Below are 24,628 nucleotides of genomic sequence, written 5' to 3' on the forward strand. Positions count from 1 at the left end.
CAACCCTCATTCGTGAATTTCTGGTGCCGACCTATCGGCCCGAGCGCCACTATATGCGCGGCCCGGGTCCGGCTTGCGAGCAACGCACGCGTCACTAAGAGCGGTTCGTGTCCAGACGGAAAACGGCTGCACGTTTTCCTTGGGACTTGCCCTAAATCATCCATTCTCACTGAATGAAAAGCCGGAGCGGCGACGCTCCGGCTTTTGCGTCAGCTGTCCAGTCCTTCGAACAGCGCGGTCGAGAGATAACGCTCGGCGAAGGAGGGAATGATGATGACGATATTCTTGCCCTTGTTCTCGGGCCGCTTGCCGATCTCCACGGCCGCTGCCAGCGCCGCGCCGGAGGAAATACCGACGGGAATTCCCTCCAGGCGGGCGAGAAGCCTCGCATTGGCGAAGGCATCCTCATTGGAAATTTGCACGACCTCGTCATAGATCGATGTGTCCAGAATCTTCGGTGCGAAGCCGGCGCCTATGCCTTGGATCTTGTGCGGACCCGGATTGCCGCCAGAGAGAATCGGGGAATCCTTTGGCTCGACCGCCACCACCCGGAAGGAAGGCTTGCGGGCCTTGATCACCTGTCCGACGCCGGTGATCGTGCCGCCAGTGCCGATGCCGGAAATCAGGATGTCGGCTTCGCCATTGGTGTCGTTCCAGATCTCCTCCGCCGTGGTACGCCGATGGATCTCAGGGTTGGCCGGATTTTCGAACTGTTGCGGGATGATGGCGTCAGGATTTTCGGCAACGAGCTCCTCGGCCTTGGCGATGGCGCCCTTCATGCCCTTCGCACCTTCGGTCAGCACCAGTTCGGCTCCGAGCAGCTTGAGAAGCTTGCGTCGTTCGATCGACATCGTTTCCGGCATGGTCAGGATCAGATGATAACCCTTGGCGGCGGCGGCGAAGGCGAGCGCGATGCCGGTGTTGCCCGATGTCGGCTCGATCAGCGTCGTCTTGCCGGGAATTGCCTTGCCGGCGTCCTCGAGCGCTTCGATCATCGCCAGGCCGATGCGATCCTTGACGCTTGCCAGCGGATTGAAGAATTCGAGCTTGGCCAGCAGATTGGCCTCGACGCCCTTTTCCTTGGCGAACTTGTCGATGCGGACAAGCGGCGTGTCGCCGATCGTATCGAGAATGGAATTATAAATGCGGCCGCGACCCGGCACGGACTTTGATACTGCGGGCTTGCTCATGAGTTCGTCTCCCTGATTTTCTGCGCCGATAGTAGGGCGAACGAGCAGAAAAACCTAGTTTCCGCTGTTCGCCGATAGACAATCCTTTGGAATAAAAAACCAAAAGATGGCCCGTCTGGAAAAAGGCCGAATGGGAAGACCGGTACAGGTTCAGCTATTCTGCGGAACGAGCTGGCCTTGCAAGGAACTTCCCACCTTTCTGCCCAGCGCGATCATCGGCGTTTCCAGAAGCCGGTAAACCAGCCACGAAACCACGAAGGTCAGGACAAGGCAGGCCAGTCCGATCAGCAGGTCCTGATAGCCTCCGGTGAGCGGGGCATAGTGATAGACGATCAGGGCGATCGGACCGTGGAAGAGATAGATTGAATAGCTTATGGCGCCGACGAAGGAGAGGGTCCTAGAGTGGGGCTTGCCGATCTTTACAGAAGCGATGAACAGCGCAAAGGCTGCGATATAGGCCAATATGATAGGCGCTTTGCCCACCATGAAAAAGCTGTCGCCTCTTTGCAGCGAAAAGCCGCCGATCACCAGCAATGCGTTGAATTGCACAAGCGTGACAATCGCCGCTCCCGCCCAAGCCCAACGCAGCCTGTCGACCAGCGCCATGCGCACCAGCAATCCGCAAAACAAGAACGACACGTGCAGTCCGATATATTGCACCGGCAGTTGCGCCATGCCGAAAAGCCTCAGAAGGATGGGGCCGACGGTGGACGCGACCAGCAGCAGAGTGAACACTGCTATCGCCATGGGGTTGAACAGTGCGCCCCTCCAGAAAAGCAGGGCACAGAAACAGTAGAAGATCAGCTCTATCGACAGCGTCCAGTAGATGCCTGACAGCCATGGTTCGCCAAGGAAACCCGGTAGCATGGTCATGTTGGCAATGATGGTCGCCGCCGAAGGGGCATTGTCTTCCGCAAAAAACAATATGCTCAGTACGAGGATGGCCAGCCACATCGCCGGATACAAACGAAAAAAGCGGGATATGGCAAAACGCTTGAGTGGCTGGGCGCCGCGGATGCTGAAGGGGATGACAAAGCCGCTTATCAGAAAAAACAGGATGACTCCGAAACGTCCGAGATCGAAGCTTGCGACCGAGGCGTTGAAGATCGGCACGAGGGGGGCCAGGGGATCGGCAGCATGGCGAATGACATCGCCGAAAAAATGCTGAATCAAGACCGCAGTCGCTGCGATGGCCCGCAGGGCGTCGATGTTCTCATAGCGCTCATGGCCCATGGATGCCCCCATTTTTCCGGCTGCTTCTATCAAAAGCAGCGCGCGACGGCCAGAGTTTTCATCAAGGGCGTGGGCACGCAGGCTGCAGTACGGGACGACATACGAACAAGGCTGTTATGAAAATTATTACCTCATGGGAGCATTGGTGGAGCTGAGCGGGATCGAACCGCTGACCTCGTCATTGCGAACGACGCGCTCTCCCAACTGAGCTACAGCCCCGTCCACCGATGCGAGCGGCATTTAGAGGCGGGGGCGGGTTGCTGTCAAGAATGATGTGCAGATCGGGGGTGACGAATAGCAATGTAGTGACCATGAGGAGGGCCTTTTGCATACTCACTCTTTCACTACTCGCTGCCGCCCCTCATCCAAGGCTTTCATTTCCCGATAATCCTTTCCTCCGATTGGCCTTGTTCTGGAAACCTTCAGCCGCTACATGTCGGTGACTTCAAGGAGATATTCATGCTCGCACTGATCCGCACCATCGACCTGGCTCTCAGCATCTATACCTGGATCATTATCGCCAGCGCGGTGTTTTCGTGGCTCTACGCCTTCAACGTCATCAATTCCAGCAACCGCTTCGTGGCGTCGGTCGGCGATTTTCTCTATCGGGTGACCGAGCCAGCGCTCCGGCCAATACGCAATCTCCTGCCGAATCTGGGCGGCATCGACATTTCGCCCATCGTCCTTCTGCTGATCATCTTCTTCATTCGCCAGTTGCTGTGGACGACGATCGCGCCGATGGTCATTTGACGGAGGGCTTCTTCCGCGCGGAAAAGGACGGCATCACCGTCTTCGTGCGGTTGACGCCGAAATCTTCCAGGGACGCGGTGGAAGGAATAGCCGAAGCCCCGAATGGGCGGCAGCATGTGCTTGCGCGGGTTCGCGCCGCGCCTGAGGATGGCAAAGCCAACAAGGCGCTGGAAAAGCTGCTCGCCAAGGTGTTCGGCGTTGCCGGCGGCAGCGTCGCGGTGACGGGCGGGGCGACTTCCAGATCGAAGCAGGTGCGTGTGGCGGGCGATTCCGCGGCGTTGGTTCGTAAACTCAAGGCGCTTGATCTGGTCAAGTCGGCCCGTGCCGAGAAGCAAACAGGCTGAAAAGCGAAAAGCCCGTCATTGGACGGGCTTCACAAAACAACCGGTAAGAAAAGCTCAGGCCTTCTTGACCTTGGCGCGCTCGATCGCCTCGGTGATGAACTGGCGGGCATAGTCCTCATCGCCCCAATCGCCGATCTTGACCCATTTGCCGGGCTCGAGATCCTTGTAGTGCTCAAAGAAGTGGGCGATCTGCTGCAGGGTGATCTCCGGCAGGTCGGTATAATTGTGCACCTTTTCATAGCGGCGCGTCAGGTGCGGCGAGGGGACGGCGATGATCTTCTCGTCCTTGCCGGAATTGTCTTCCATGACGAGCACGCCGATGGGACGCACATTGATGACGCAGCCCGGCACCAATTGGCGCGTGTTGCAGACAAGCACGTCGATTGGATCGCCGTCTTCGGAAAGCGTGTGCGGCACGAAGCCGTAATTTCCGGGGTATGTCATCGGCGTGTAGAGAAAGCGGTCGACGATGAGCGCGCCGGCCTTCTTGTCCATCTCATACTTGATCGGCTGACCGCCGACCGGCACTTCGACAATAACATTAACATCATAGGGAGGATTGGAGCCGATTGAGATGGCATCGATATTCATGGAGACATCCTTTCGTTTCGCGCCCTGATAACGGGTTTCATGTCGCGGCGCAACAAAAACGAAACGTCCTGGAACGCGGGGGATTATCCTGCAAAGGATGGGATGAAAACGGGGTCGAACCTTCGGTTCAGTTCCAGGTGAAGGCGATCTTCTTCAACGTCTTGCCGTCGAAGCATTCGATGCCTTCGGCAATGTCGCGACCGCCGGCGCCGCGATAGAAGGAGAGGGCGAGGCTATTGTCCTCGAGCGCCCAGACGACAGTGCCGTTGAGCCCCATATCGGCCAGGCAGCGGCGGGCGGTGCGCAGCAGCCGGCCGCCGAGGCCGATGCCCTGATATTCGGGCTTGATATAAAGCTCGTAGATTTCGCCCTTCTGCGCGAGCTGGCGTGCCCTGTTGGAGCCGAGCGTCGCGTAGCCGACAACTTCCCCGCCGACTTCCGCGACCAATACCTGCGTAGAGTTGCGAATGGCGCGGGCCCACCATTCTGACCTGCGACGCTGCAGCATGGCGTTGAGCGCCTTGTGCGGGATGATCCCGGAATAGGCCCCCCGCCAAGCTTCATGGTGCACATCCGCGATCGCGGTTGCGTCCTCGATGGTAGCTCGCCTGATGTCGATGGTCAGCGTTGTCATAGCCTCTTAAACATACGCGCAGCCAGATGCCGGCGGCAATGAAAAAGAGGCGCAATCCCCAGGCAGCAGATAAAGATGGTGCAGATACCGTTTCCAACAGGCGGGTGGCAAAAAGAAAAACGGCGCCGGATGTCCGGCGCCGTGGTCTGCTTGGAAACTCTATTTGTTTATGCGACGGTCCGGCTCTTCTCCGAGCGCTTGCGCTCGTTCGGGTCGAGATACATCTTGCGCAGGCGGATGTTCTTGGGCGTCACTTCCATCAACTCATCGTCCTGGATCCAGGAGAGCGCGCGATCGAGCGTCATGCGAATCGGCGGGGTGAGCTTGACCGCCTCGTCCTTGCCGGCGGCGCGGATGTTGGTGAGCTGCTTGCCCTTCAGCACGTTGACCTCAAGGTCATTGTCCCTGGAGTGGATGCCGATGATCATGCCCTGATAGACCTTCTCGCCCGGCTCGATGATCATCGGGCCGCGATCTTCCAGATTGAACATGGCGTAAGCGACGGCCTCGCCGGAAGCGTTGGAGAGGAGGACGCCGTTGGTCCGGCCACCGATCACGCCCTTGAATGGCTGATAATCGTGGAAGAGGCGGTTCATGATCGCCGTGCCGCGCGTATCCGTTAGAAGCTCCGACTGATAGCCGATCAGGCCACGGGTCGGCGCGTAGAAGCGCAGGCGCAACCTATTGCCGCCCGAAGGACGCAGCTCGACCATTTCGGCCTTTCGCTCGGACATCTTCTGCACGACGACGCCGGAATGCTCTTCGTCGACGTCGATGACGACTTCCTCGATCGGCTCCATCAGCGTGCCGTTCTCGTCCTTGTGCATGACGACACGCGGGCGCGAGACGGCGAGCTCGAAGCCCTCGCGGCGCATGGTCTCGATGAGAACAGCCAACTGCAATTCGCCGCGCCCGGAAACGTAGAACGAATCCTTGCCCTCGGCTTCCTCGATCTTCAGCGCGACATTGCCTTCGGCTTCCTTCAGCAGACGATCGCGGATGACTCGGCTCGTCACCTTGTCACCCTCGGTGCCGGCAAGCGGGCTATCGTTGACGATGAAGGACATGGTGACCGTCGGCGGGTCGATGGGCTGCGCATGAAGCGCTTCGGTGACGGACGGATCGCAGAACGTGTCGGCGACGGTGCCTTTGGAGAGGCCGGCGATGGCGACGATGTCGCCTGCATGGGCCTCCTCGATCGGCGTACGCTCGATACCGCGGAAAGCGAGGATCTTTGAAATACGGCCCGTTTCGATGAGCTTGCCGTCCTGGCCAAGCACCTTGACGGCCTGGTTCGGCTTGATCGAACCCGAATGGATGCGGCCGGTGATGATGCGACCGAGGAACGGGTTGGCTTCGAGGATCGTGCCGATCATCCGGAACGCGCCGTCAGCGTCACCGACGCTCGGCTCCGGAACATGTTGCAGAACGAGATCCAGGAGCGGGGCAAGACCCTGGTCCTTCGGGCCTTCCGGCTTGACGTTCATCCAGCCGTCGCGGCCAGAACCGTAAAGGATCGGGAAGTCGAGCTGCTCATCGGTGGCGTCGAGATTGGCGAAGAGGTCGAAGACTTCGTTGATGACTTCCTCATGACGACCATCCGGGCGGTCGATCTTGTTGATCGCGACGATCGGCTTGAGGCCAACCTTCAGCGCCTTGCCGACGACGAACTTGGTCTGTGGCATCGGGCCCTCGGAGGCGTCGACCAGAACGATCGCGCCATCCACCATCGAAAGGATACGCTCGACCTCACCGCCGAAATCGGCATGGCCCGGGGTGTCGACGATGTTGATGCGGACGCCCTTCCACTCGACGGATGTCGCCTTGGCAAGGATGGTGATGCCGCGTTCCTTTTCGAGATCGTTTGAATCCATGACGCGTTCTGCAACGCGCTGGTTCTCACGAAACGAGCCGGACTGTTTCAGAAGTTCGTCGACGAGGGTGGTCTTCCCGTGATCGACGTGGGCGATGATCGCGATGTTGCGCAATTGCATGTGGGTCACTCTGTAAAAGGGGGTTGGGACGCCGCCATGCGAACGCCGCTGTCATTTGCCGCGCTGCATACAGGTTTTTCCGCGTCTGCGAAAGGGGGAGGCGCATTTATCGGTTACCGGCAACTTCCCGGACACATAAGAGCATCCGGGAATACCAGTCCTGACCCTTAAAGTAATGTGCCGGACAGGAAGATCAAGGCCACGCTGAAATAGATGACCAGTCCGGTGACGTCGACCAGCGTCGCGACGAAGGGCGCCGAAGCACTCGCCGGATCGAAACCGAGCCTTTGCAGGATAAAGGGCAGCATCGATCCGGAGAGAGAGCCGAAGGTGACGATGCCGACCAATGCGGCGGCGATGGTGGCGGCGATCAGCATCCAGTGGGGGCCGTAATCATAGAGGCCGAGCATCTGCCATGTGGTGATGCGAATCAGGCAAATGATGCCGAGCAGTGAGCCGAGCGCGAACCCGGTCGGCAACTCACGCAGTGCAACCTTCCACCAATCGCGCAATTTGATGTCCTGAAGCGCCAGTGCGCGGATCAGCAGCGAGGTCGCCTGGGAGCCGGAATTGCCGCCCGAGCTCATGACAAGCGGAATGAACAGCGCCAGAACCACAGCTTTTTCAAGCTCGACCTCGAAATACTGCATTGCGCTTGCGGTGAGCATCTCGCTGAGGAAAAGGATGCTGAGCCAGCCGCCGCGCTTTCTCAGCATTTCGAGGAAGCCGATCTCCATATAGGGCTTGGTGATCGCCTCCAGACCACCGAACTTATAGGTATCCTCGGTCATTTCATGGGTCATGGCGTCAAGCACGTCATCGACAGTGACGATGCCGATGACGTGCCTGTCATCATCGACCACAGGCACCGCAAGCAGATCGTGCTTGCGGAAGAGCCGGGCGACGTCCTCGCGATCAGTCAGCGGCGAAATGGTGACGGGATTGCCGTCGTGCCCGACGGAAATGATCGGCGTACCCGGTTCGCTGGTGATCAGGCGGCGTAGCGTGACGACGCGTTGCAGCACCTTCGTCGCGGGATCGACGACGTAGATGGCGTAGACCGTCTCGCGCGAGCGCTCCACGTCGCGGATATGTTGCAGAGTCCGGGAAACCGTCCATGTCGCTGGCACGGAGATGAGCTCGGTCGTCATCAGGCTGCCGGCGGTATCGGGCGGATAATGGAGCAGCTTTTTCAGTGCAGCCTTGGTTTCCGTGTCGAGAATGGCGAAAAGCCGCGTGCGTGCGGGATCTTCCAACTCCTGAAAGATATCGGTGACCCTATCCGCCGACATTGCATCGAGAAAGCCGCCGGCCAGATTGAGCGGCAGGTTCTCGAAGATCTCGTCGGTCCGGCGCAGTTCCGGCCGGTCGAGCAGGTTAACGGCCTGCTCATGCGGCAAATGGGCGATTGCGGCGATCGCGTCGTCTATATCGAGGTCGTTGAGGATTTCGATTGCGTCAGCGGGATGCATTCCAGCAAGACGGTGTGCAATCACAGCTGCCGGAAGATCGGAGCCATCAAGGATTTCCGGGTTGAAGACTTCCGGGGGAAATTTGTTCTGGGTCATCGGTTTGCCTTTCCGTCGATCCGCCGTCATGGCAGATCGTGACAAACCGATCGCAAGCGATCAGATCACGTCGGCCGATGACGGCTGGGACAATCGACTGGGACTGTCGCTTGGCATGAGAGTTGAACTCCGGTTAAAAAATCGTCGTTGCGTTGTCTGAGTAGTATCCGCGACGATGTTGCTTCATGTGCTCCCGAGTTCCTTCAAAGTCAAGGGCTTGCAAAGTCAGGGGCTTGCGGCTTGCTTGTCTTGTGGCGCGGCCTCCGGAGGTCTAGATGTGGGGGTGCCAAGTATTCGCCGTCCCGATTGGAGCCTCGCCCATGTCCAGCACGAAAGCCGCCGTCAATCCTGCCCTGTCCGTTTGGTCGGGTCCTCTGGGTCTTCCGGATTTCACCGCCTTTTCCGATGATGATTTCGGGCCTGCATTCGATGCCGCGCTTGCTGGGGACATGGCGGAGATCGAAGCGATTGCAGCAGCCTCGGAAACCCCCACCATCGACAACACGCTGAAGGCGCTGCAGCTTACCGGCAAGGCGCTCGAACACGTCTCGGCGATCTTCTGGCTGCGCGCCGGAGCGCATACCAACGACACCATCCAGGCGCTGGAGCGCGAGATCGCGCCGAAAATGTCGCGGCATTATTCGAAGATCATGATGGACAGCCGGCTCTTTGGCCGCATCGATGCGCTCTACACCGCGCGCGACACGCTCGGACTCGACGAGGAAACGCTGCGGGTCCTGGAGAAGATCTGGAAGCGTTTCGTGCGCAGCGGCGCGAAGCTCGACGAAGCCGGCAAGGCGCGGCTGACCGACATCAATGAGAAACTGGCGGCGCTTGGCGCGCAGTTCGGGCAAAATGTGTTGAAGGATGAGGCCGACTGGGCCCTGTTCATCACGGATGAGGCCGAACTTGCGGGGTTGCCGGATTTCGTGCGCCATGCGATGCGCGGCGCGGCGGAGGAGCGTGGGCGGCCCGATGCCTGGGCGGTGACCTTGGCGCGCTCGGTCATCGAGCCCTTCCTGTCGTTTTCGGAAAACCGGAGCTTGCGCGAAAAGGCGTTTCACGCCTGGGCGAAGCGTGGCGAGAATGGCGGCTCGTCGGATAACCGCGCCATCGTGACCGAGACGGTCGCACTGCGGGCGGAAATGGCGAAACTGCTGGGATATGAAAGCTATGCCGCCTACAAGCTAGACGATACGATGGCGAAGACGCCTGAAGCGGTGATGGGCCTGCTCGAACCGGTCTGGGAAAAAGCACGGGCGCGCGCCGCACAGGAGGAGGCGGAACTCGAACGGCTGATCGCCGCCGAGGGTCGCAATCACAAGGTGGCGCCATGGGACTGGCGCTATTACGCGGAAAAGCGGCGGGCCGAACGCTTCGCCTTCGACGAGGCGGAGCTGAAGCCTTATCTCCAACTCGAAAAGATCATTGAGGCATCGTTCGCCGTCGCCACCCGCCTGTTCGGCATCCATTTCGAGGAGAAGCAAGGCATTCCGACATGGCACCCTGACGTGCGTGTCTGGGAGGTAAAGAATCCCGATGGCAGTCGCCGAGGACTGTTCCTCGCCGATTATTTCGCCCGGCAGTCGAAGCGGTCGGGCGCGTGGATGAGCGCGCTGCAATCCCAGCACAAGCTCGACGGTGGCGCGGAGCCGATCATCTACAACGTGATGAATTTCGCCAAGCCTTCGAAGGGCGAGCCGGCGTTGCTGTCGCTCGATGGCGCGCGCACGCTTTTCCACGAATTCGGCCATGCGCTGCACGGGCTGTTGTCTGATGTGACATGGCCGGCGATATCGGGCACCGCGGTGTCGCGCGATTTAGTTGAACTGCCGTCGCAGCTCTACGAGCATTGGCTGACCGTGCCGGAGGTGTTGGAAAAATATGCGCTGCACTATCGCACGGGCGAGCCGATGCCGAAGGCGCTTCTCGACAAGATGCTGGCGGCAAAGACCGTCAATGCCGGTTTCGACACGGTGGAATTCACGGCATCCGCCTTGGTGGATATGGCATTTCACGCGAGCGGCGAGCCGATTGTCGATGCGCTCGCCTTCGAGACGGAGACGCTGAAAAGGCTTTCGATGCCAGAGGCGATCATCATGCGCCATCGCACGCCGCATTTCACCCATGTGTTCTCGGGCGGCGGCTATTCAGCGGGCTATTATTCCTACATGTGGTCCGAAGTGCTCGATGCCGATGCCTTCAGCGCCTTCGAGGAGACGGGCGACGCCTTCAATCCCGACCTCGCCGCACGGCTCAAACGCTATATCTATTCAGCCGGCGGGGCGAAAGATCCGGAAGTGCTCTACAAGTCCTTCCGTGGCAAGATGCCGACGCCGGATGCAATGATCGAAAAGCGTGGGCTTGCCTGAGTTTTTCAAGCTTCTCAGCCATGGGTCGCACGGCTGAGGAGAAATGCGGGGTAAACCGGCTCAATACTCGCCGAGCTTGATGTCAGGCGTGTAATCGACACCTTCGACCTGCTTCACCACGGCCTGGCCGCAATGGAGCGTGCCGGTCAAGGCATTGAAGGTGTAGGCGGGGCTGCCATGGAGCTGCCAGCCCTTGTTCAGGGCCGCCGTGACGCGGTGGCAGAACTGGGCATCGTCGGGGCCGGTGATAAATCGGAAAAGCTTCATTTTCTCTCGATATCCTTATGTGGTGTTGCGATCCTGTTCGCCTTGGTGAGACATTTTTCGGCCATGGCCAGATGCAGCCGCTCGACCATCCTGCCGTTGAGGGACAGGACGCCTTTATCGGCATTTTCGGGCCTCATGAAAAGCTCGACGATGGCGCGGGCTTCGGCGACCTCCGTTTCATCAGGCGAGAACGATCGGTTGGCCTCATCGATCTGGGAGGGGTGGATGAGCGTCTTGCCGTCAAAGCCCATGGCGGCGCCCTGCCGGCACTCGCGCCCGAAGCCGGCCGGGTCTGCGAAATCATTAAAAACGCCATCGAGGACATCGAGCCCACCGGCGCGAGCGGCAAGCACGATTTGCATCAGCCAGGGAACCAGGAATTTCCGATCGCCTGCAAGGTGTACGCCCGTCTCGCGGGCGATGTCGTTGGGGCCGACGACGAAGCAGCCGAGCCGCGCGGACGAATGAGAGCCGAGCCGCGCCACCTCATCCGCGTTGAGGATGCCGCGTGGGGTCTCGATCATCGCCCATAGGCCCAATGTGTCGGCGGCATCGGCTTCGTCGAGCGCGGTTGCCGCCTCGATCAGATCGCGCGGATGCTCCACCTTGGGAAGAAGGATCGCATCCGGATTGCAGGCGCGTGCGGCAAGGATGTCCTCGCCACCCCATTGCGAGACCAGCGGATTGATACGGATGATGCGCTCGCAGCCAGCGGCGGGATGCGCGCGGAAATGTGCCCGCAACGCTTCGCGTGCTTCAGCCTTTACTTCGGGCGCAACTGAATCCTCAAGATCGTAGATAATGGCGTCCGCGGCGAGCGTTGCCGATTTCTGCAACGCTCGTGGGTTGGAAGCTGGGACATAGAGCACGGAACGGCGCGAGCGAGGAATATTCTTCATGTCTGCTTTTTGCCTTTATCCGTGGCGGCGCGCAAGCGCGGAGCCGGTGGCTTCAGCTCTCTTGAATGCATGTGCCTGTTCGCCTATTTGTGCGTAGGGCAGGAAAGCGCCCGCCGTCTGCGGCAAATGCCATGGTAAAGCTTCCGGTCTTTCGTTTCCTGTCCATGCGGCGGCAGAACGGCAATGCAGGCTCCCGTTCATGAAAAAGCCGTTCGCCTGATTAAGGAGCGAACTCCGTGACTATGCAATCTTTGGTAAAAATGTCCGGGACGGTACCGCCGCCCGATTTCAAGCAGCAGGCCAAGCGGCTGCGTCAGGCTTTGAGCGATGAAGGTATCGCGATCAGCCATGCCAGGGCGCTGGAGCTCGTCGCCCGCCAGGTAGGCGCGCGCGACTGGAACACGCTTGCCGCGACGTCCGCCGCAAAGCCGGCGGTTGAAGAAAAGGCCGATATGAAAGCCGCTCCGTTCTCTGTCGGCAGCGATGTCGAGGGAACGTTCAACGGCAATCCGGTCAACGGCCGGGTCATCGGCGTGGAAGAGACGATCAAGCGTGATTTGTGGCGCGTGACAGTGGCTTTCGATCCGCCGGTCGACGTGGTGACGTCGCCGCTGTTTTCGGCGCTCCGCACGCGGCTGACCACGATCGTCGGGGCTGACGGACGTTCGCGCCGCCTGACCGGCACCGAAACGGGCGTGATGGCATTGCGGCAGCGATAATCACATATGGCGCGAGGGCGGGTTCAGGCCTGCCCTCGCGGATCCTCGCCGGCGCTGGAGCCGGGCGTTCGGGTCTTTGACTCCGCGCCAAGCTGGTGTAAAGCGTTGCGCTTGGAAAAATATCAAGCCGACAGGTCAGATTATGGACAAGTTCACCAAGCTCACCGGCGTTGCCGCTCCGTTGCCGATTATCAATATCGACACGGACATGATCATTCCGAAAGATTATCTGAAGACGATCAAGCGCACCGGGCTCGGCACAGGGCTTTTCGCGGAGATGCGCTATCTGGAGGACGGTTCGGCAAATCCGGATTTCGTGCTCAACAAGCCAGCTTATCGTAACGCACAGATCCTCGTCGCCGGCGACAATTTCGGTTGCGGTTCCTCGCGCGAACATGCGCCCTGGGCGCTGCTCGATTTCGGCATCCGTTGCGTGATCTCGACCTCGTTCGCCGACATTTTCTACAACAACTGCTTCAAGAACGGCATCCTGCCGATCACGGTCAGCCAGGAAGACCTGGACAAGCTGATGGACGATGCCTCGCGCGGAGCCAATGCGACGCTGACCGTCGATCTGGAAGCCAAGGAAATTCACGGTCCCGACGGCGGTTCGATCCCATTCGACCTCGACGATTTCAAGCGGCATTGCCTGCTCAATGGCCTCGACGATATCGGCCTGACGATGGAAAAGGCCTCGAGCATTTCCCAGTTCGAGGCAGAGAACGCCGCAAAGCGCCCTTGGGCCTGAATCGCGGATTGATTTCCTTCTGCCGTTGATCGCGACGTCCCGGGTGCCGCTATCTAGCGGCGCCTGACACAAAGGAGAAGACATGGCCCGCACGGATCAGACCGGCGATTGGGCTAAGCGCTATTCACCCTCGCTCGACGAAATGGAATCACTGACGATCGAGGCGTTCGCGCACCTGCCCGAACAGTTTCGCAGCCTTTGCGGCGACGTCATCATCCAACTCGCTGATTTCCCCGAAGACCAGATCGTCGACGACATGGGGCTGGAGACGCCGTTTGATCTGCTCGGCCTTTTCGAAGGCGTGGGCATCGGCGAGCGCTTCTCGATGACCACAGGCGATGGGCCGAACAGGATCACGCTCTACCGCCGCGCCATACTCGACTATTGGGCCGAACATGAGGAAGCGCTGGGCGAGATCGTCACCCATGTGCTGATCCACGAGATCGGTCACCATTTCGGCCTCTCCGACGATGACATGGAAAAGATCGAGGCGAGTACGGAATAGCTATTTGTTCCGTTGGCCGGCATCAGTCACCCCAGCAATCGGGACATAGAAAAGCGCCGGACATGCCGGCGCTTTCCATAATAGCAATGCTGCAAACTCAGGCGGCTAGCGCCTTCGGCTTGACCAGTCCGCGGGCCACCATGAGTTCGGCGATCTGGATGGTGTTAAGTGCGGCCCCCTTGCGCAGATTGTCCGACACGATCCACATGGCAAGGCCGTTTTCAACCGTGATGTCCTCGCGGATGCGGGAAATGAAGGTTGCGTCCTCGCCGGCGGATTCGTAGGGGGTGATGTAGCCGCCGTTTTCATGTTTATCAATGACCTGGCATCCAGGCGCATCGCGCAGGATTTCACGGGCTTCCGCTGCGGAAATCGGCTTCTCGAACTCGATATTGACGGCTTCGGAATGTCCGATGAAGACCGGCACCCGCACAGCGGTCGCCGTCAGCTTGATCTTGGGATCGAGCATCTTCTTGGTTTCGGCCACCATCTTCCATTCTTCCTTCGTGTAGCCATCTTCCATAAAGGCATCGATATGCGGGATGACGTTGAAGGCGATGCGCTTGGTGAACTTCTTTGTGGTGATCGGATCCGCGACGAACACGGCGCGCGACTGCTGGAAGAGCTCGTCCATACCTTCCTTGCCGGCGCCCGAGACCGACTGGTAGGTAGCGACGACGACGCGCTTGATCTTCGCTGCATCGTGCAGAGGCTTCAGCGCCACGACGAGTTGCGCCGTCGAGCAATTGGGATTGGCGATAATGTTGCGCTTGCGGAAGCCCTCGATAGCGTCAGGGTTTACTTCCGGCACGATCAACGGAACGTCCTGATCGTAGCGCCAGGCGGAAGAGTTATCGATGACGACGCATCCCTGCGCCGCGATTTTTGGCGACCATTCCAGCGAAATCGATCCGCCCGCCGACATCAGGCAGATGTCCGTGTCGGAGAAATCGTAGGCGTCGAGCGCCTTCACCGTTAGCGTCCGATCGCCATAGGAGACTTCCGTGCCCTGGCTGCGACGCGAGGCGAGCGCCACGACCTCATCGGCGGGGAAGCCGCGCTCGTCGAGGATATTGAGCATTTCGCGGCCCACATTACCGGTGGCGCCGACAACCGCTATCTTGAAACCCATTTGTCTTCTCCTGTCCCTCTCCGCTTTTTCTTGAAAGAACCCGGTGGCCACGCGGGTTGTTCCTTCCCCGGACCAGACCCGGGGAGAGGGCGAGCAGGCCAAGGGAAATCAGACCGTTTTGGCGGTCGTTTTCGTGATGGTTTTGGCCGTGGATTTGGTGGAAACAGAGAACATACGCCCGCATCCGGCGGCAAGGCCGGAAACATGAGACGAAGCTGGCGTTGCCGATACGCGATACACGCGGGTTCTCCTTGTCCGATGGTGCTTGTATCCCGTTTCTGAAAAGAGTCAATTCCTGATCTTGATGCGTCTGCAGCGCGTGCATGCACCGCATATGCGATCGCCCCGAATGTATTTCCTCACGAGCATCTTAGACTAAAGTCATAATCCCAAAGAATAGTGCCGAAATTCCGCGTTTAAGGTCATGATAGGCGTGTATCAGGCGAGGCACCCGGCTGGAGGATACGCGTGCTTCGCCTCAGCATTTCAGATGCTGCATCATTTCAAATCGTCTGGGAGGACACATCAATGACTGTCACGGCAAGTGCCGATATCGGCACGCAAAAAATGACGGGCGAGGAGAAGAAAGTCATCTTCGCCTCGTCGCTCGGCACCGTTTTCGAGTGGTACGATTTTTATCTCTACGGCACGCTCGCCAGCTTCATCGGCGCGGCCTTCTTCAGCCAATATCCAGAGACGACACGCAACATCTTCGTGCTGCTTGCCTTCGCTGCGGGCTTTCTCGTGCGCCCCTTTGGCGCGCTGGTGTTTGGGCGTCTGGGCGATCTCGTCGGGCGTAAATACACCTTCCTCGTCACCATTGTGATCATGGGCGCATCGACCTTCCTGGTCGGCCTTCTGCCCGGTTCGGCAACGCTCGGCATTCTGGCGCCGATCATACTGATCGTCCTGCGCATGCTTCAGGGTCTGGCCCTCGGCGGCGAATATGGCGGTGCCGCTACCTACGTGGCGGAACACGCACCCAACAATCGGCGCGGTTTCTTCACCTCATGGATCCAGACCACGGCGACGCTCGGATTGTTTCTGTCGCTGATCGTCATTCTCATGATCCAGAATTTGCTCAGCAAGGAAGATTTCGCCGCTTGGGGCTGGCGCATTCCGTTCCTGTTTTCGATCCTCCTGCTCGGCATATCCGTCTGGATCCGCCTGCAGATGAGCGAATCGCCCGCTTTCAAGCGCATGAAGGAAGAAGGCAAGGGCTCCAAGGCGCCTCTGTCTGAAGCCTTCGGCCAGTGGAAGAACGCCAAGGTCGCGTTGATCGCGCTTTTCGGCCTCACCGCCGGTCAGGCAGTGGTCTGGTATTGTGGTCAGTTCTACGCGCTGTTCTTCCTTCAGAACGTGCTGAAGGTGGAAAACCAGTCCGCCAATATCATGGTGGCCACTTCCCTCGTTCTCGGCACCGGCTTTTTCGTGTTCTTCGGCTGGCTGTCGGACAAGATCGGCCGCAAGCCGATCATCATGGCGGGCCTGCTTCTCGCGGTCCTTACTTATTTCCCGCTGTTCAAGGCGCTCACCTATGCCGCAAATCCGGCATTGGCGCATGCCGAGCAGACGGTCAAGGCGACGGTAACGGCGGCCCCCGGCGATTGCACCTTCCAGTTCAATCCAACCGGAACGTCGAAGTTCAACAATTCCTGCGATATCGCCACGGCGTTCCTGTCCAGATCGTCGGTGCCCTATGAGGTCGTTCCTGGCCCGGCCGGCTCGCCCGCCACGGTCAAGATCGGCGATATGACCGTCGAATCCTATGATGCGGCGGCCGCCGGTGTGGATGCCAAGGCAAGACAGGGCAAGCTTGCCCATGACATGAACGTTGCACTGCAGAAGGCAGGCTTCCCGCTGGTTCGCGATCCGATACAGGTGCCGGATTCCAAGCTTGACGCCTTTGCTGCCGCCAATCCGGAGCTCGGTCTCGACGTAGCCACGGTCCGGGCCGGTGAAAAGACCACCATGCCAGCGGCAGATCTGATCAAGAACAAGCTTCTGGCGCCGGCGGAAGCGGAAGCGCTGGGCGGTGCTGACCAGCCGGTCTACACCATACCCAATGGCGGCGCCTTCAAGATGGTCGCTGATCCGGCTGCCATCAACTGGACGCTGACCATCGCGATCCTGACCCTGCTGGTGATCTATGTCACCATGGTCTACGGCCCGATCGCGGCGATCCTGGTCGAGATGTTCCCGACCCGCATCCGCTACACCGGAATGTCGTTGCCGTACCACATCGGCAATGGCTGGTTCGGCGGACTGCTGCCGGCAACGGTCTTCGCGCTGAGTGCCGCCAAGGGCGATATCTATTATGGCCTCTGGTACCCGATCATCATCGCAGCGATGAGCTTTGTCATCGGCATGCTTTTCGTGCGCGAAAAGAAAAACGTCGATCTCGACGCGATCAAGTGATCGCTGGACGGCTATAAATGAAAAAGCCCGGCGCGAGCGATCGCGCCGGGCTTTTGCTGCTCATAGGAGAAATCAGGCGGAAAGCGTCTTAAACTTGGCGAGGATCGCATCGCCCATTTCCACCGTGCCAATCTTGCTTTTGCCTTCGGACCAGATGTCGGCGGTGCGCAGGCCATCGTCGAGCACGCCTGATATGGCGGCCTCCAGCCGGTCAGCCTCGGCGACAAGGTTGAAGGAATAGCGCAGGCACATGGCGAGCGAGGCGATCATGGCGATCGGGTTGGCGACGCCCTTGCCAGTGATATCAGGCGCCGAACCATGCACCGGCTCATAAAGCGCCTTGCGGGCGCCGGTCTTGGCGTCCGGGGCGCCGAGCGATGCGGAGGGCAGCATGCCGAGCGAGCCGGTGAGCATGGCCGCCACATCCGACAGCATGTCGCCGAACAGGTTGTCGGTGACGATGACATCGAACTGCTTGGGCCAGCGCACGAGCTGCATGCCCCCGGCATCGGCCAACATATGGTCGAGCTGGACATCGGAATATTTCGCCTTATGCGTTGCGGTGACCACCTCGTTCCACAGCACGCCCGACTTCATGACGTTGCGCTTTTCCATCGAGGTGACATTGTTGCCGCGGGTCCGGGCAAGCTCGAAGGCGACGCCGGCGATGCGCTCAATCTCGAAGGTGTCGTAGACCTGCGTGTCGATGCCGCGCTTCTGGCCGTTGCCGAGATCGATGATCTCCTTCGGCTCGCCGAAATAGACGCCGCCGGTCAGTTCGCGGACGATGAGGATATCGAGACCCTCGATGATCTCAGGCTTGAGGGAGGAAGACCCGGCAAGCGCTGGATAGCAGATCGCAGGGCGCAGATTGGCGAACAGCGCCATGTCCTTGCGCAGGCGCAGAAGCCCGGCCTCCGGGCGCACATCATAGGGAACGCTGTCCCATTTAGGGCCGCCTACCGCACCGAAGAGAACGGCGTCGGCGGCGAGCGCCTTGGCCATGTCCTCTTCCGAAATCGCCTTGCCGTGCGCGTCATAGGCAGAGCCGCCGACCAGCCCCTGCTCGAGTTCGAAGCCCAAGCCCAGATCCGCATTGAGACAGGCAATGATCTTGCGAACCTCCGCCATTGCTTCCGGGCCGATGCCGTCGCCGGGCAGGAGGAGAAGTTTTCTGGATGCCATGATGTGTCGCGCCTTCGCTGGAGAAAAGGATTTCCGGCGTGTCTTAGACAAGCGGCCGCGGCATTTCAACTCTGGTCGGTCCTGGCCTCAGAAGATTGGGTATCTGCGTGTCGGCTATTCGATGGTGCGGGCTTCCGAAGGCAGCATGATGGGGATGCCGTCGCGCACGGGATAGGCAAGCTTGGCCTTTTCCGAAATGAGCTCGCCATGCTCCTTGTCATAGACGAGGCGTCCCTTGGTCAGGGGGCAGACAAGGAGATCGAGGAGCTTGGGGTCGATGGCGGAAAGTCGTCTGGTTTCGCTCATACTGATGTTCCTCAAGAAGAATGTCGACTACTGGAGACTCGAGCCAAAATCGTCGTTTTCCTTCGCCAGTGCAATTTCGGTGAGCGCGATGAGCGTTTCAGCGCGTGTCTTGAGGTCCGCCGCTTCGAGCAGCGCCTGTTTTTCCGCAGCACCAAAGGGCGACATCATCGCTAGCGCGTTGACCAAAGTCTCATTGCCCGCGCGCGAGATGCTGTCCCAGTCGGCATCGAGATTGTTCGCGTCGAGATAATCGCGAAAGGCCTTGAGCAACGCCTGGCGGTTGATTTCCTCGGCTCCCGCCGTCTCTTCGAGATCAGCCAGGAAAGGAGCAATGCGGCATTGGCGGAAGGGCAGGCGGCTCGTCACCTCCTCCAGCACGCGAAAACGACAGATGCCCTGCAGCGTGATCAAGATACGTCCGTCGCCGGTCTCGGCATAGGTTGTAATCCTGCCCATGCAGCCGACCTCGCACAGATCGGGAACCCGCCGCATGGCCGCTTTCTGGTCGCCGTCAAGGCAAGGCTGGATCATGCCGATTATGCGTTTTCCAGCCATCGCGGCATCCAGCATCTCCAGATAGCGCGGTTCGAAGATATTGAGCGGCATCTGCCCGCCAGGCAGGAGCAGCGCCGCCTTCAGAGGGAAAACCGGGATGATTTCCGGAATATCGTTCATGGTGCGGTAATGGGCATTGCCCGCCTGCATCGAAAGCCACTCCCACTTCAGAAGCCGTCGGCCATCATTTCGGCCGTCTGACGGGATATTCCGTCATTTCCAAAAGATGGGGCGCAACGGCCTGAACTCAAGCCGTGCGGTCCCTTCATTTTCCAGCCTTCTCCAGTCAGGAAAAAAGCAGCGAGGACAGCTTGCGGCGTGCCGCGAGCGTTGCCGCGTCGGCCGGGCCCCAAGCCTCGAAGAATTGCAACAGTTGCTTGCGCGCGCCGTCATCATTCCAGTTGCGGTCCGCCTTCATGATAGCCAGCAGCGCGTCTGCGGCCTCCGTGCGGTTGCCTTGCGCGTTGCGAATCATGGCAAGATCGTACCGTGCCTGATGATCGCCCGGATCCTTTGCCAGTCTTGCTTCGAGGGCCGTGGGATCGCCTATCTTTGCGACCTGTTCGGCCAATGCGATGCGGGCTTCGGCCGCCCGGATCGCGGCGTCGTCCTTCTTGTCATTAGGCACCTGGGCTAGCACCTCGCGGGCCTTTTCGCTGTCACCTGTCTCGAAGAGGCAATTCGCCAACCCGGCGATCGCAGCGACATTGTCGGGCGCTTCCTGCAGGATGGCGGAATAAAGCTCCGTGGCCTGGGCGAAATCCGCATGATCGACAAGCTCGGCTGCGGCGGCAAGCGCCTCTTCGATCGCGGCGTCCTTGCCGCCACCGGGGCCGGCGATCTTGGCGATGAATTCCTTGACCTTCGATTCCGGCAGGGCGCCCATGAAGCCATCGACAGGCTGGCCGTTGACGAAGGCGATGACGGCAGGGATCGACTGGATGCCGAGTTGGCCGGCGATCGAGGGATGATCGTCGATGTTCATCTTGACCAGCCTGACGCTGCCGCCAGCCTCGTTGACGGCCTTTTCCAGAACCGGCGTCAATTGCTTGCAGGGGCCGCACCAGGGTGCCCAGAAATCGACGAGCACCGGCTGGTTGCGCGATTCGGCAATGACATCGGCGGGAAACGACGCAGTCGTGGTTTCCTTGATCAACCCGCCGGCTTTGCCTGCCCCATCGCCGGGTTTCGGTGTGTTTCCATAGGAAACGCTTGCACTCATCTGGCCGCCGACACCGGCGAAGGGGTTGCTTTCACTGCTCATGGTCCATCCCTTGCAGGTTCGTCTTTAGGTTCGGGTGAACCGGATATCGGCTGCTACCGCGGCCTCACCGGCGCTGAATCCGTCACTGATCAGTTCGTATCTCAGTCGCGACGTTTCAAGCCTTGGCTCGCAGCTTTGCAGCATTATTCCGCCACTGTCTCCCCCGATGTGGCGATGGCCAGAATTTCCGGCTCGTGCCCGGTGGCGGACAGGAAGCGGACGAGATCGTCGCGGTGGATCGAGGTGGTCGCCTCGTTGGTGAGCGGATGGACATTGATGATATCGTGACGCATCAGATGCTCATCGAGAATGATCTTCACCTTGTTTCCGGTGTCGTTGATGGCGCCAAGCGCGCTGACGGCGCCGGGAAGCAGGCCCAGATATTCCATCAGCTTCTCGGGCTTGCCGAACGAGACGCGGCTGGCCGCGCCGATCAGCGTATGCACCGTCTTCAGGTCGACGACGGATTCCTCCTCGACGGTGACGAGGAAGAAATTATCCTTCTTGTCCTTGAGGAAAAGATTCTTAGTGTGGCCGCCGGCGATCTCGCCGCGCAGCGATTGCGAATCGGCGACGGTGAAAAGCGGCGGGTGCGTCACCGTCTTTACCTTGATCCCGAGTTGATCGAGGAAGGCAAAGAGTTCGTTGGGTGTTTTTGGCATGGAACCAGCGTCTTTGTTCGGGAAATAGTGGATGAAACCGGTCTACAGCATGATCCGGCAAAACGGAATATTTTTTCAGGGGACAGGGCTAGTTGGAGATTGCCGGTAAGCGTTGCGAATAGATCGGGAGCTGCAATGTTCTGCGTGATCCGGAAGAATCCACAGCCTCCTAAACAATTGCATTTTTCCTGTTGCATTCGGCAGGTTGTTGCGCCATATAGGCCCGGCTTAGGCGACTAGCTGGCGCGAGCGGGTGTAGCTCAGGGGTAGAGCACAACCTTGCCAAGGTTGGGGTCGAGGGTTCGAATCCCTTCGCCCGCTCCAGCTAACTAGAGGATCAAAGGCCCCGCCGCGCGGGGCCTTTTGCTTGTCTGGCCCTGTTTCTGATCATTCAGAATCGAGCTCTGGTCCAGAGCTGTTGCGCAGTTGCAAGTTTGCCCTTGTCAGGGACTCTCCGAATTTCTGCAGTAGAAGATGCGATGGGGGATTGAGAAGTTAAGCCGCGTGCTTTGTGCGTCCAGTTGGACGCACAGCGCTTCTAATGCCTCCCCGTCAGATTCCGGATGCGATTGCGGACGATACGGGCGATGTCGAGCGTACGGCGATAGAGATGGATTTGCGAGGCGGCCTGCTGTGTTGCGCGGTCGGCGCCGGGGTTGAGGCCGATGACCAGCGTTTCGATGGTTTCGCGCTCGCGGAACAGGCGCGACATGACCGGATGGTCGGGGACGGCGCAGGAATCGGTGCGTGCGATGTTGGGATCTTCCAGATGGTTCTTTACCACCTCGATCATCAGCAATGTGCCGGGCGAATAGGCGCTCAGGCTTTCGTCATAGGCGGTTTTCCAGGTCCAGGCTTCGCCCGATTCGATGAAGACGATGAGAATGGCGACAACCCTGCCTTCGAATTCCAGCGTATGGAGGCGGGCGAGGTCGCGTTCGGCCAGACGGTTGACTGCTTCGCGGGCAAAGGCGGCTCGGTAACGATCGACTGCCATGGCGCTGCCGCGCTTTCCCTTCCAGCCCTTTGCCTCGAGCACCAGGAAATCCTCGAAGCGCCGGCGGATTTCCTCCGGGCTGCGGGCGACGCTGTAGGTGAGCGTGCCCTGGGCGGCGAGCTTTCGCCATAGCCTGGCGTAATCGCGGCGGTGATGCGAGCCGATGGCATGACGCAGATAGCTATCGCCTTCCATCTGGCTTTCCAGGAAAGGGCGTTCAACCCGCTCGATGGAGGTGAGGGGCAGATTGCGGCCCATGGCGATGCTGCGGATGAGCTGCGCGACCGTGCCGTTGGCGCGCATATTGGGCAGAACGAGCACTTCAGGCATCTTGAGATGCTTGCGTGACAGGATGTCGAACAGATCTTCGAGTACGCTGACGGGATCGTCGCGGTCAATGAGCGGTGTGCCCTGCGGCCCGAAGGGCGTTGCCCAGGCGCGGATGATCGGCGCTGAAACGGTGAGGCCGGGCCGCTCGATCGTATAGGGCATCAGGAACCGCAGCCGGCTTCTCACTTCATTCTCGTCACGCATCACCATGAATCGCACCTGGCGGTCGTCGAGGCGCGGCATGGCCGGAGCTAGAAAGCGCGGATTGAAGAAGATATTGGGCTCGATTGTGCGGTAGGTCAAATATTCGAGCTCTTCGAGAAGCTCGAAGCCGGCCGATGCACCATAGATCGAAAGCTTGCGCGGGATATCGCGTGGCCCGAGACTCTCCTCGAGCTTCTTGGCGACCTCGCCCATCGCATCTGTCTCGGCGAGTTCGGAGACGAGACGCGCGGCGGAACCTCCCGCTGCTTCTTCGAGAATGGGAATGGCTACCATCAGAACTGGCCCTCCGGTCGGGAGATTTTCGCCACGGGAGCGAAGACGAACATGGGAATGCCGAGGCGGTGATATACCGTCAGGGAAAGGGACAAGGCCTCGAACACCATGGCCGTGGCCGTGGCGATCGCCGCGCCGAACAGGCCGAAGCGCGGAATGAGCAGGATGTTCAGCACGACATTGATGCAGAGCGCGACCGCGTAAAGAGCGGCGCAGATATTCTGGTTGCCCGACATGTTGAGCAGGCTTTCTGTCGGCCCGACGCTGGCGCGCGCGATGACGCCGATAATCAGCACGAAGAGCAGCGGATACCCCTCGGTGAAGGAGGGGCCGAACAGGGACAGGAGCGGTTCGCCGAGGAGCAGCAGGATCACGCTGATGGCGAGTGTCGGCCAAAAAGTCCATTTGACTGTATCGCCGACAAACCGGGCGAATCGGTCATGGTCACCGCTATGCAGAAATTGCGAATAGCGCTGGGCGACTCCGGCCTTGACGGCGAAATAGACGAAATGCGCCAGCGCCAGGATCTTGGTGGCGGCGAAATAGACCGCAACGTGGTCAGGATCCATGAAGTGGCCGACCATCAGCACGTCGACATTGATGAGCAGGAAGAAGAAGCCCTCGACCAGGAAGATGGGCAGGGAAACGGCGAACCACTCGCCCAGGCGCAGGCTGCGCGCGCCGGTCGGGATCACCCTGGCAAGGCTGTCCCTGACGACGGTGAACTGGCCCAGGGTCGTCACATAGGTGGCGAGGATCGCGGCGAAGAGCGCGGTCACCGCCGTCGGTGCAAAGCCCACCAGCACTGCCGCCACCATGAACAGGAGGGAAAGGAGAGGCCTTACGATATAGGTTGGCGTCAGTGCCGTCAGAACCCAGGAGCGCGAACGCGCCGTGCCGTCGAGCATGTTGCCCAGCGCGATCATCGGGATGCAGACGAGTCCCAGATAGAACGGGACGACGTAATAATTCTCCATGTGGTCGCGAAGGAGAAAGACGCCGAGCGCGCCCGCGAGCGCAATGAGCGTCGAGGCGACGATGCCGAAGACCCGCCCGGTCCAGAGGATGCCGCGCGTTTCGTCGAACAGGTTGCGCTCGATATATTCGGGGACGTAGCGGATGATGGTGGTGTGGAAGCCGAGGCAGGACAGGTCGCCGACGATGACGGCGGTGATCCATACCAGCACGAAGATGCCGTACTCGAACCCACCCATCCACCGGGCCAGCGTGATCTGCGCGATCAGCGCAATCGCCGCACTGACGATTCGGATGGAAAAGGCTGCGAGCGAGGAGCGCTGTGCGCCTGCCTGGGGGTTGGAGGCGGTCAGCAGCGTGTCGACGCGCTCCGTCAGGGGACGGAGTCGCAACGAGAATTTTTCCGGAAGGAGCCGGTCCGCCGCTGTAGCCGCAGAAAAGCGCAAGGTATTCAATTCTCCGCCTGTCGAACGGATTCAGACTTAAGGCACA

23 protein-coding genes and 2 tRNA genes are annotated in these 24,628 nt (G+C 59.8%); 8 read left to right on the forward strand and 17 right to left on the reverse strand.

The window, feature by feature from the left end; translation table 11 throughout:
• Positions 1-209: 209 nt before the first annotated feature.
• From cysK to DUT91_RS18860, 3 genes are all read right to left on the reverse strand, one after another.
• Positions 210-1,190, reverse strand: a complete 981-nt coding sequence (gene cysK, locus DUT91_RS18850; protein ID WP_114442045.1) for a cysteine synthase A — start codon at positions 1,188-1,190, stop codon at positions 210-212.
• A 150-nt stretch (positions 1,191-1,340) separates the two neighbouring features.
• Positions 1,341-2,435: an acyltransferase family protein gene (locus tag DUT91_RS18855; RefSeq protein ID WP_114442046.1), complete on the reverse strand. Its 1,095-nt coding sequence runs from the start codon at positions 2,433-2,435 to the stop codon at positions 1,341-1,343.
• 131 nt (positions 2,436-2,566) lie between these two features.
• A tRNA-Ala gene (locus DUT91_RS18860) sits at positions 2,567-2,642 on the reverse strand.
• A gap of 240 nt (positions 2,643-2,882) precedes the next feature.
• On the opposite strand from DUT91_RS18860, the gene DUT91_RS18865 reads away from it, so the two are divergent.
• Complete coding sequence (locus DUT91_RS18865) at positions 2,883-3,173, forward strand: YggT family protein (RefSeq protein WP_114442047.1); 291 nt, start codon at positions 2,883-2,885, stop codon at positions 3,171-3,173.
• Complete coding sequence (locus DUT91_RS18870) at positions 3,143-3,517, forward strand: DUF167 family protein (RefSeq protein WP_245419796.1); 375 nt, start codon at positions 3,143-3,145, stop codon at positions 3,515-3,517. The genes DUT91_RS18865 and DUT91_RS18870 overlap by 31 nt, the downstream gene beginning before the upstream one ends.
• A 54-nt stretch (positions 3,518-3,571) precedes the next feature.
• Here the strand turns inward: DUT91_RS18870 and ppa are convergent, their stop codons facing one another.
• The 4 genes from ppa to mgtE form a co-directional block, all read right to left on the reverse strand.
• Positions 3,572-4,108, reverse strand: a complete 537-nt coding sequence (ppa, locus tag DUT91_RS18875; RefSeq protein WP_114442049.1) for an inorganic diphosphatase — start codon at positions 4,106-4,108, stop codon at positions 3,572-3,574.
• 127 nt (positions 4,109-4,235) lie between these two features.
• Positions 4,236-4,742 carry a GNAT family N-acetyltransferase gene (locus DUT91_RS18880; protein ID WP_114442050.1) on the reverse strand — a complete coding sequence of 169 codons (507 nt, stop codon included), beginning with the start codon at positions 4,740-4,742 and terminating at the stop codon, positions 4,236-4,238.
• Between the two features lie 167 nt (positions 4,743-4,909).
• Positions 4,910-6,736, reverse strand: coding sequence for a translational GTPase TypA (gene typA / locus DUT91_RS18885; protein WP_114442051.1), 1,827 nt, complete (start codon positions 6,734-6,736; stop codon positions 4,910-4,912).
• A 167-nt stretch (positions 6,737-6,903) separates the two neighbouring features.
• Positions 6,904-8,304 carry a magnesium transporter gene (gene mgtE / locus DUT91_RS18890; protein ID WP_114442052.1) on the reverse strand — a complete coding sequence of 467 codons (1,401 nt, stop codon included), beginning with the start codon at positions 8,302-8,304 and terminating at the stop codon, positions 6,904-6,906.
• Positions 8,305-8,624: 320 nt separating this feature from the next.
• Between mgtE and DUT91_RS18895 the strand changes: the two genes are divergently transcribed.
• Positions 8,625-10,676, forward strand: coding sequence for a M3 family metallopeptidase (locus DUT91_RS18895; RefSeq protein WP_114442053.1), 2,052 nt, complete (start codon positions 8,625-8,627; stop codon positions 10,674-10,676).
• Between the two features lie 60 nt (positions 10,677-10,736).
• Here the strand turns inward: DUT91_RS18895 and DUT91_RS18900 are convergent, their stop codons facing one another.
• Together DUT91_RS18900 and DUT91_RS18905 are read right to left on the reverse strand one after the other, a co-directional pair.
• Entirely contained in the window at positions 10,737-10,943 is a 207-nt protein-coding gene (locus DUT91_RS18900) for a DUF1737 domain-containing protein (protein ID WP_114442054.1), read from the reverse strand.
• Positions 10,940-11,842, reverse strand: coding sequence for an HpcH/HpaI aldolase/citrate lyase family protein (locus DUT91_RS18905; RefSeq protein ID WP_114442055.1), 903 nt, complete (start codon positions 11,840-11,842; stop codon positions 10,940-10,942). Before DUT91_RS18905 ends, DUT91_RS18900 begins: the two co-directional genes overlap by 4 nt.
• A 242-nt stretch (positions 11,843-12,084) precedes the next feature.
• On the opposite strand from DUT91_RS18905, the gene DUT91_RS18910 reads away from it, so the two are divergent.
• From DUT91_RS18910 to DUT91_RS18920, 3 genes are all read left to right on the forward strand, one after another.
• Positions 12,085-12,561, forward strand: coding sequence for a glyoxalase superfamily protein (locus DUT91_RS18910; RefSeq protein ID WP_245419804.1), 477 nt, complete (start codon positions 12,085-12,087; stop codon positions 12,559-12,561).
• A gap of 142 nt (positions 12,562-12,703) precedes the next feature.
• Positions 12,704-13,309, forward strand: coding sequence for a 3-isopropylmalate dehydratase small subunit (leuD, locus tag DUT91_RS18915; RefSeq protein WP_114442057.1), 606 nt, complete (start codon positions 12,704-12,706; stop codon positions 13,307-13,309).
• An 82-nt stretch (positions 13,310-13,391) separates the two neighbouring features.
• The gene (locus DUT91_RS18920) at positions 13,392-13,814 is read left to right on the forward strand and encodes a metallopeptidase family protein (protein WP_114442058.1); all 423 of its coding nucleotides are present in this window, start codon (positions 13,392-13,394) and stop codon (positions 13,812-13,814) included.
• A gap of 97 nt (positions 13,815-13,911) precedes the next feature.
• Here DUT91_RS18920 and DUT91_RS18925 read toward each other — a convergent pair whose 3' ends face one another.
• The gene (locus DUT91_RS18925; RefSeq protein WP_114442059.1) at positions 13,912-14,946 is read right to left on the reverse strand and encodes an aspartate-semialdehyde dehydrogenase; all 1,035 of its coding nucleotides are present in this window, start codon (positions 14,944-14,946) and stop codon (positions 13,912-13,914) included.
• Positions 14,947-15,474: 528 nt separating this feature from the next.
• Between DUT91_RS18925 and DUT91_RS18930 the strand changes: the two genes are divergently transcribed.
• Positions 15,475-17,364: an MFS transporter gene (locus DUT91_RS18930; protein ID WP_114442060.1), complete on the forward strand. Its 1,890-nt coding sequence runs from the start codon at positions 15,475-15,477 to the stop codon at positions 17,362-17,364.
• Between the two features lie 72 nt (positions 17,365-17,436).
• On the opposite strand, the gene leuB is transcribed toward DUT91_RS18930, so the two are convergent.
• The 5 genes from leuB to DUT91_RS18955 form a co-directional block, all read right to left on the reverse strand.
• Complete coding sequence (gene leuB, locus DUT91_RS18935) at positions 17,437-18,549, reverse strand: 3-isopropylmalate dehydrogenase (RefSeq protein WP_114442061.1); 1,113 nt, start codon at positions 18,547-18,549, stop codon at positions 17,437-17,439.
• 114 nt (positions 18,550-18,663) lie between these two features.
• Complete coding sequence (locus tag DUT91_RS18940) at positions 18,664-18,855, reverse strand: Trm112 family protein (RefSeq protein ID WP_114442062.1); 192 nt, start codon at positions 18,853-18,855, stop codon at positions 18,664-18,666.
• A gap of 27 nt (positions 18,856-18,882) precedes the next feature.
• Entirely contained in the window at positions 18,883-19,560 is a 678-nt protein-coding gene (locus tag DUT91_RS18945) for an LON peptidase substrate-binding domain-containing protein (protein ID WP_114442063.1), read from the reverse strand.
• A gap of 136 nt (positions 19,561-19,696) precedes the next feature.
• The gene (trxA, locus tag DUT91_RS18950) at positions 19,697-20,674 is read right to left on the reverse strand and encodes a thioredoxin (RefSeq protein WP_114442064.1); all 978 of its coding nucleotides are present in this window, start codon (positions 20,672-20,674) and stop codon (positions 19,697-19,699) included.
• A gap of 143 nt (positions 20,675-20,817) precedes the next feature.
• Complete coding sequence (locus DUT91_RS18955; RefSeq protein WP_114442065.1) at positions 20,818-21,336, reverse strand: prolyl-tRNA synthetase associated domain-containing protein; 519 nt, start codon at positions 21,334-21,336, stop codon at positions 20,818-20,820.
• 249 nt (positions 21,337-21,585) lie between these two features.
• Here DUT91_RS18955 and DUT91_RS18960 point away from each other — a divergent pair.
• Positions 21,586-21,660 (forward strand) — tRNA-Gly (locus DUT91_RS18960).
• A 214-nt stretch (positions 21,661-21,874) separates the two neighbouring features.
• On the opposite strand, the gene bspF is transcribed toward DUT91_RS18960, so the two are convergent.
• Positions 21,875-23,161 (reverse strand): type IV secretion system effector crotonyl transferase BspF, encoded by a 1,287-nt coding sequence (bspF, locus tag DUT91_RS18965; protein WP_114442066.1) that lies wholly within the window; start codon positions 23,159-23,161, stop codon positions 21,875-21,877.
• Positions 23,161-24,582, reverse strand: coding sequence for a lipopolysaccharide biosynthesis protein (locus DUT91_RS18970; RefSeq protein WP_114442067.1), 1,422 nt, complete (start codon positions 24,580-24,582; stop codon positions 23,161-23,163). The genes bspF and DUT91_RS18970 overlap by 1 nt, the downstream gene beginning before the upstream one ends.
• Positions 24,583-24,628 lie beyond the last annotated feature (46 nt).

It is taken from the genome of Paramesorhizobium salinisoli (assembly GCF_003335045.1).
In the GTDB taxonomy this organism is placed as follows: domain Bacteria; phylum Pseudomonadota; class Alphaproteobacteria; order Rhizobiales; family Rhizobiaceae; genus Paramesorhizobium; species Paramesorhizobium salinisoli.

Excerpts from the sequence above, each read along its gene's own strand:
- leuD (WP_114442057.1), top strand. The coding sequence starts at position 12,704 with ATGGACAAGTTCACCAAGCTCACCGGCGTTGCCGCTCCGTTGCCGATT.
- leuB (WP_114442061.1), bottom strand. The coding sequence starts at position 18,549 with ATGGCATCCAGAAAACTTCTCCTCCTGCCCGGCGACGGCATCGGCCCG.
- DUT91_RS18855 (WP_114442046.1), bottom strand. The coding sequence starts at position 2,435 with ATGGGGGCATCCATGGGCCATGAGCGCTATGAGAACATCGACGCCCTG.
- DUT91_RS18925 (WP_114442059.1), bottom strand. The coding sequence starts at position 14,946 with ATGGGTTTCAAGATAGCGGTTGTCGGCGCCACCGGTAATGTGGGCCGC.
- ppa (WP_114442049.1), bottom strand. The coding sequence starts at position 4,108 with ATGAATATCGATGCCATCTCAATCGGCTCCAATCCTCCCTATGATGTT.
- DUT91_RS18905 (WP_114442055.1), bottom strand. The coding sequence starts at position 11,842 with ATGAAGAATATTCCTCGCTCGCGCCGTTCCGTGCTCTATGTCCCAGCT.
- mgtE (WP_114442052.1), bottom strand. The coding sequence starts at position 8,304 with ATGACCCAGAACAAATTTCCCCCGGAAGTCTTCAACCCGGAAATCCTT.
- DUT91_RS18945 (WP_114442063.1), bottom strand. The coding sequence starts at position 19,560 with ATGCAGGCGGGCAATGCCCATTACCGCACCATGAACGATATTCCGGAA.
- DUT91_RS18900 (WP_114442054.1), bottom strand. The coding sequence starts at position 10,943 with ATGAAGCTTTTCCGATTTATCACCGGCCCCGACGATGCCCAGTTCTGC.
- DUT91_RS18895 (WP_114442053.1), top strand. The coding sequence starts at position 8,625 with ATGTCCAGCACGAAAGCCGCCGTCAATCCTGCCCTGTCCGTTTGGTCG.
- DUT91_RS18910 (WP_245419804.1), top strand. The coding sequence starts at position 12,085 with ATGCAATCTTTGGTAAAAATGTCCGGGACGGTACCGCCGCCCGATTTC.
- DUT91_RS18920 (WP_114442058.1), top strand. The coding sequence starts at position 13,392 with ATGGCCCGCACGGATCAGACCGGCGATTGGGCTAAGCGCTATTCACCC.
- DUT91_RS18930 (WP_114442060.1), top strand. The coding sequence starts at position 15,475 with ATGACTGTCACGGCAAGTGCCGATATCGGCACGCAAAAAATGACGGGC.
- cysK (WP_114442045.1), bottom strand. The coding sequence starts at position 1,190 with ATGAGCAAGCCCGCAGTATCAAAGTCCGTGCCGGGTCGCGGCCGCATT.
- typA (WP_114442051.1), bottom strand. The coding sequence starts at position 6,736 with ATGCAATTGCGCAACATCGCGATCATCGCCCACGTCGATCACGGGAAG.
- bspF (WP_114442066.1), bottom strand. The coding sequence starts at position 23,161 with ATGGTAGCCATTCCCATTCTCGAAGAAGCAGCGGGAGGTTCCGCCGCG.
- DUT91_RS18940 (WP_114442062.1), bottom strand. The coding sequence starts at position 18,855 with ATGAGCGAAACCAGACGACTTTCCGCCATCGACCCCAAGCTCCTCGAT.
- DUT91_RS18865 (WP_114442047.1), top strand. The coding sequence starts at position 2,883 with ATGCTCGCACTGATCCGCACCATCGACCTGGCTCTCAGCATCTATACC.
- DUT91_RS18880 (WP_114442050.1), bottom strand. The coding sequence starts at position 4,742 with ATGACAACGCTGACCATCGACATCAGGCGAGCTACCATCGAGGACGCA.
- DUT91_RS18955 (WP_114442065.1), bottom strand. The coding sequence starts at position 21,336 with ATGCCAAAAACACCCAACGAACTCTTTGCCTTCCTCGATCAACTCGGG.
- trxA (WP_114442064.1), bottom strand. The coding sequence starts at position 20,674 with ATGAGCAGTGAAAGCAACCCCTTCGCCGGTGTCGGCGGCCAGATGAGT.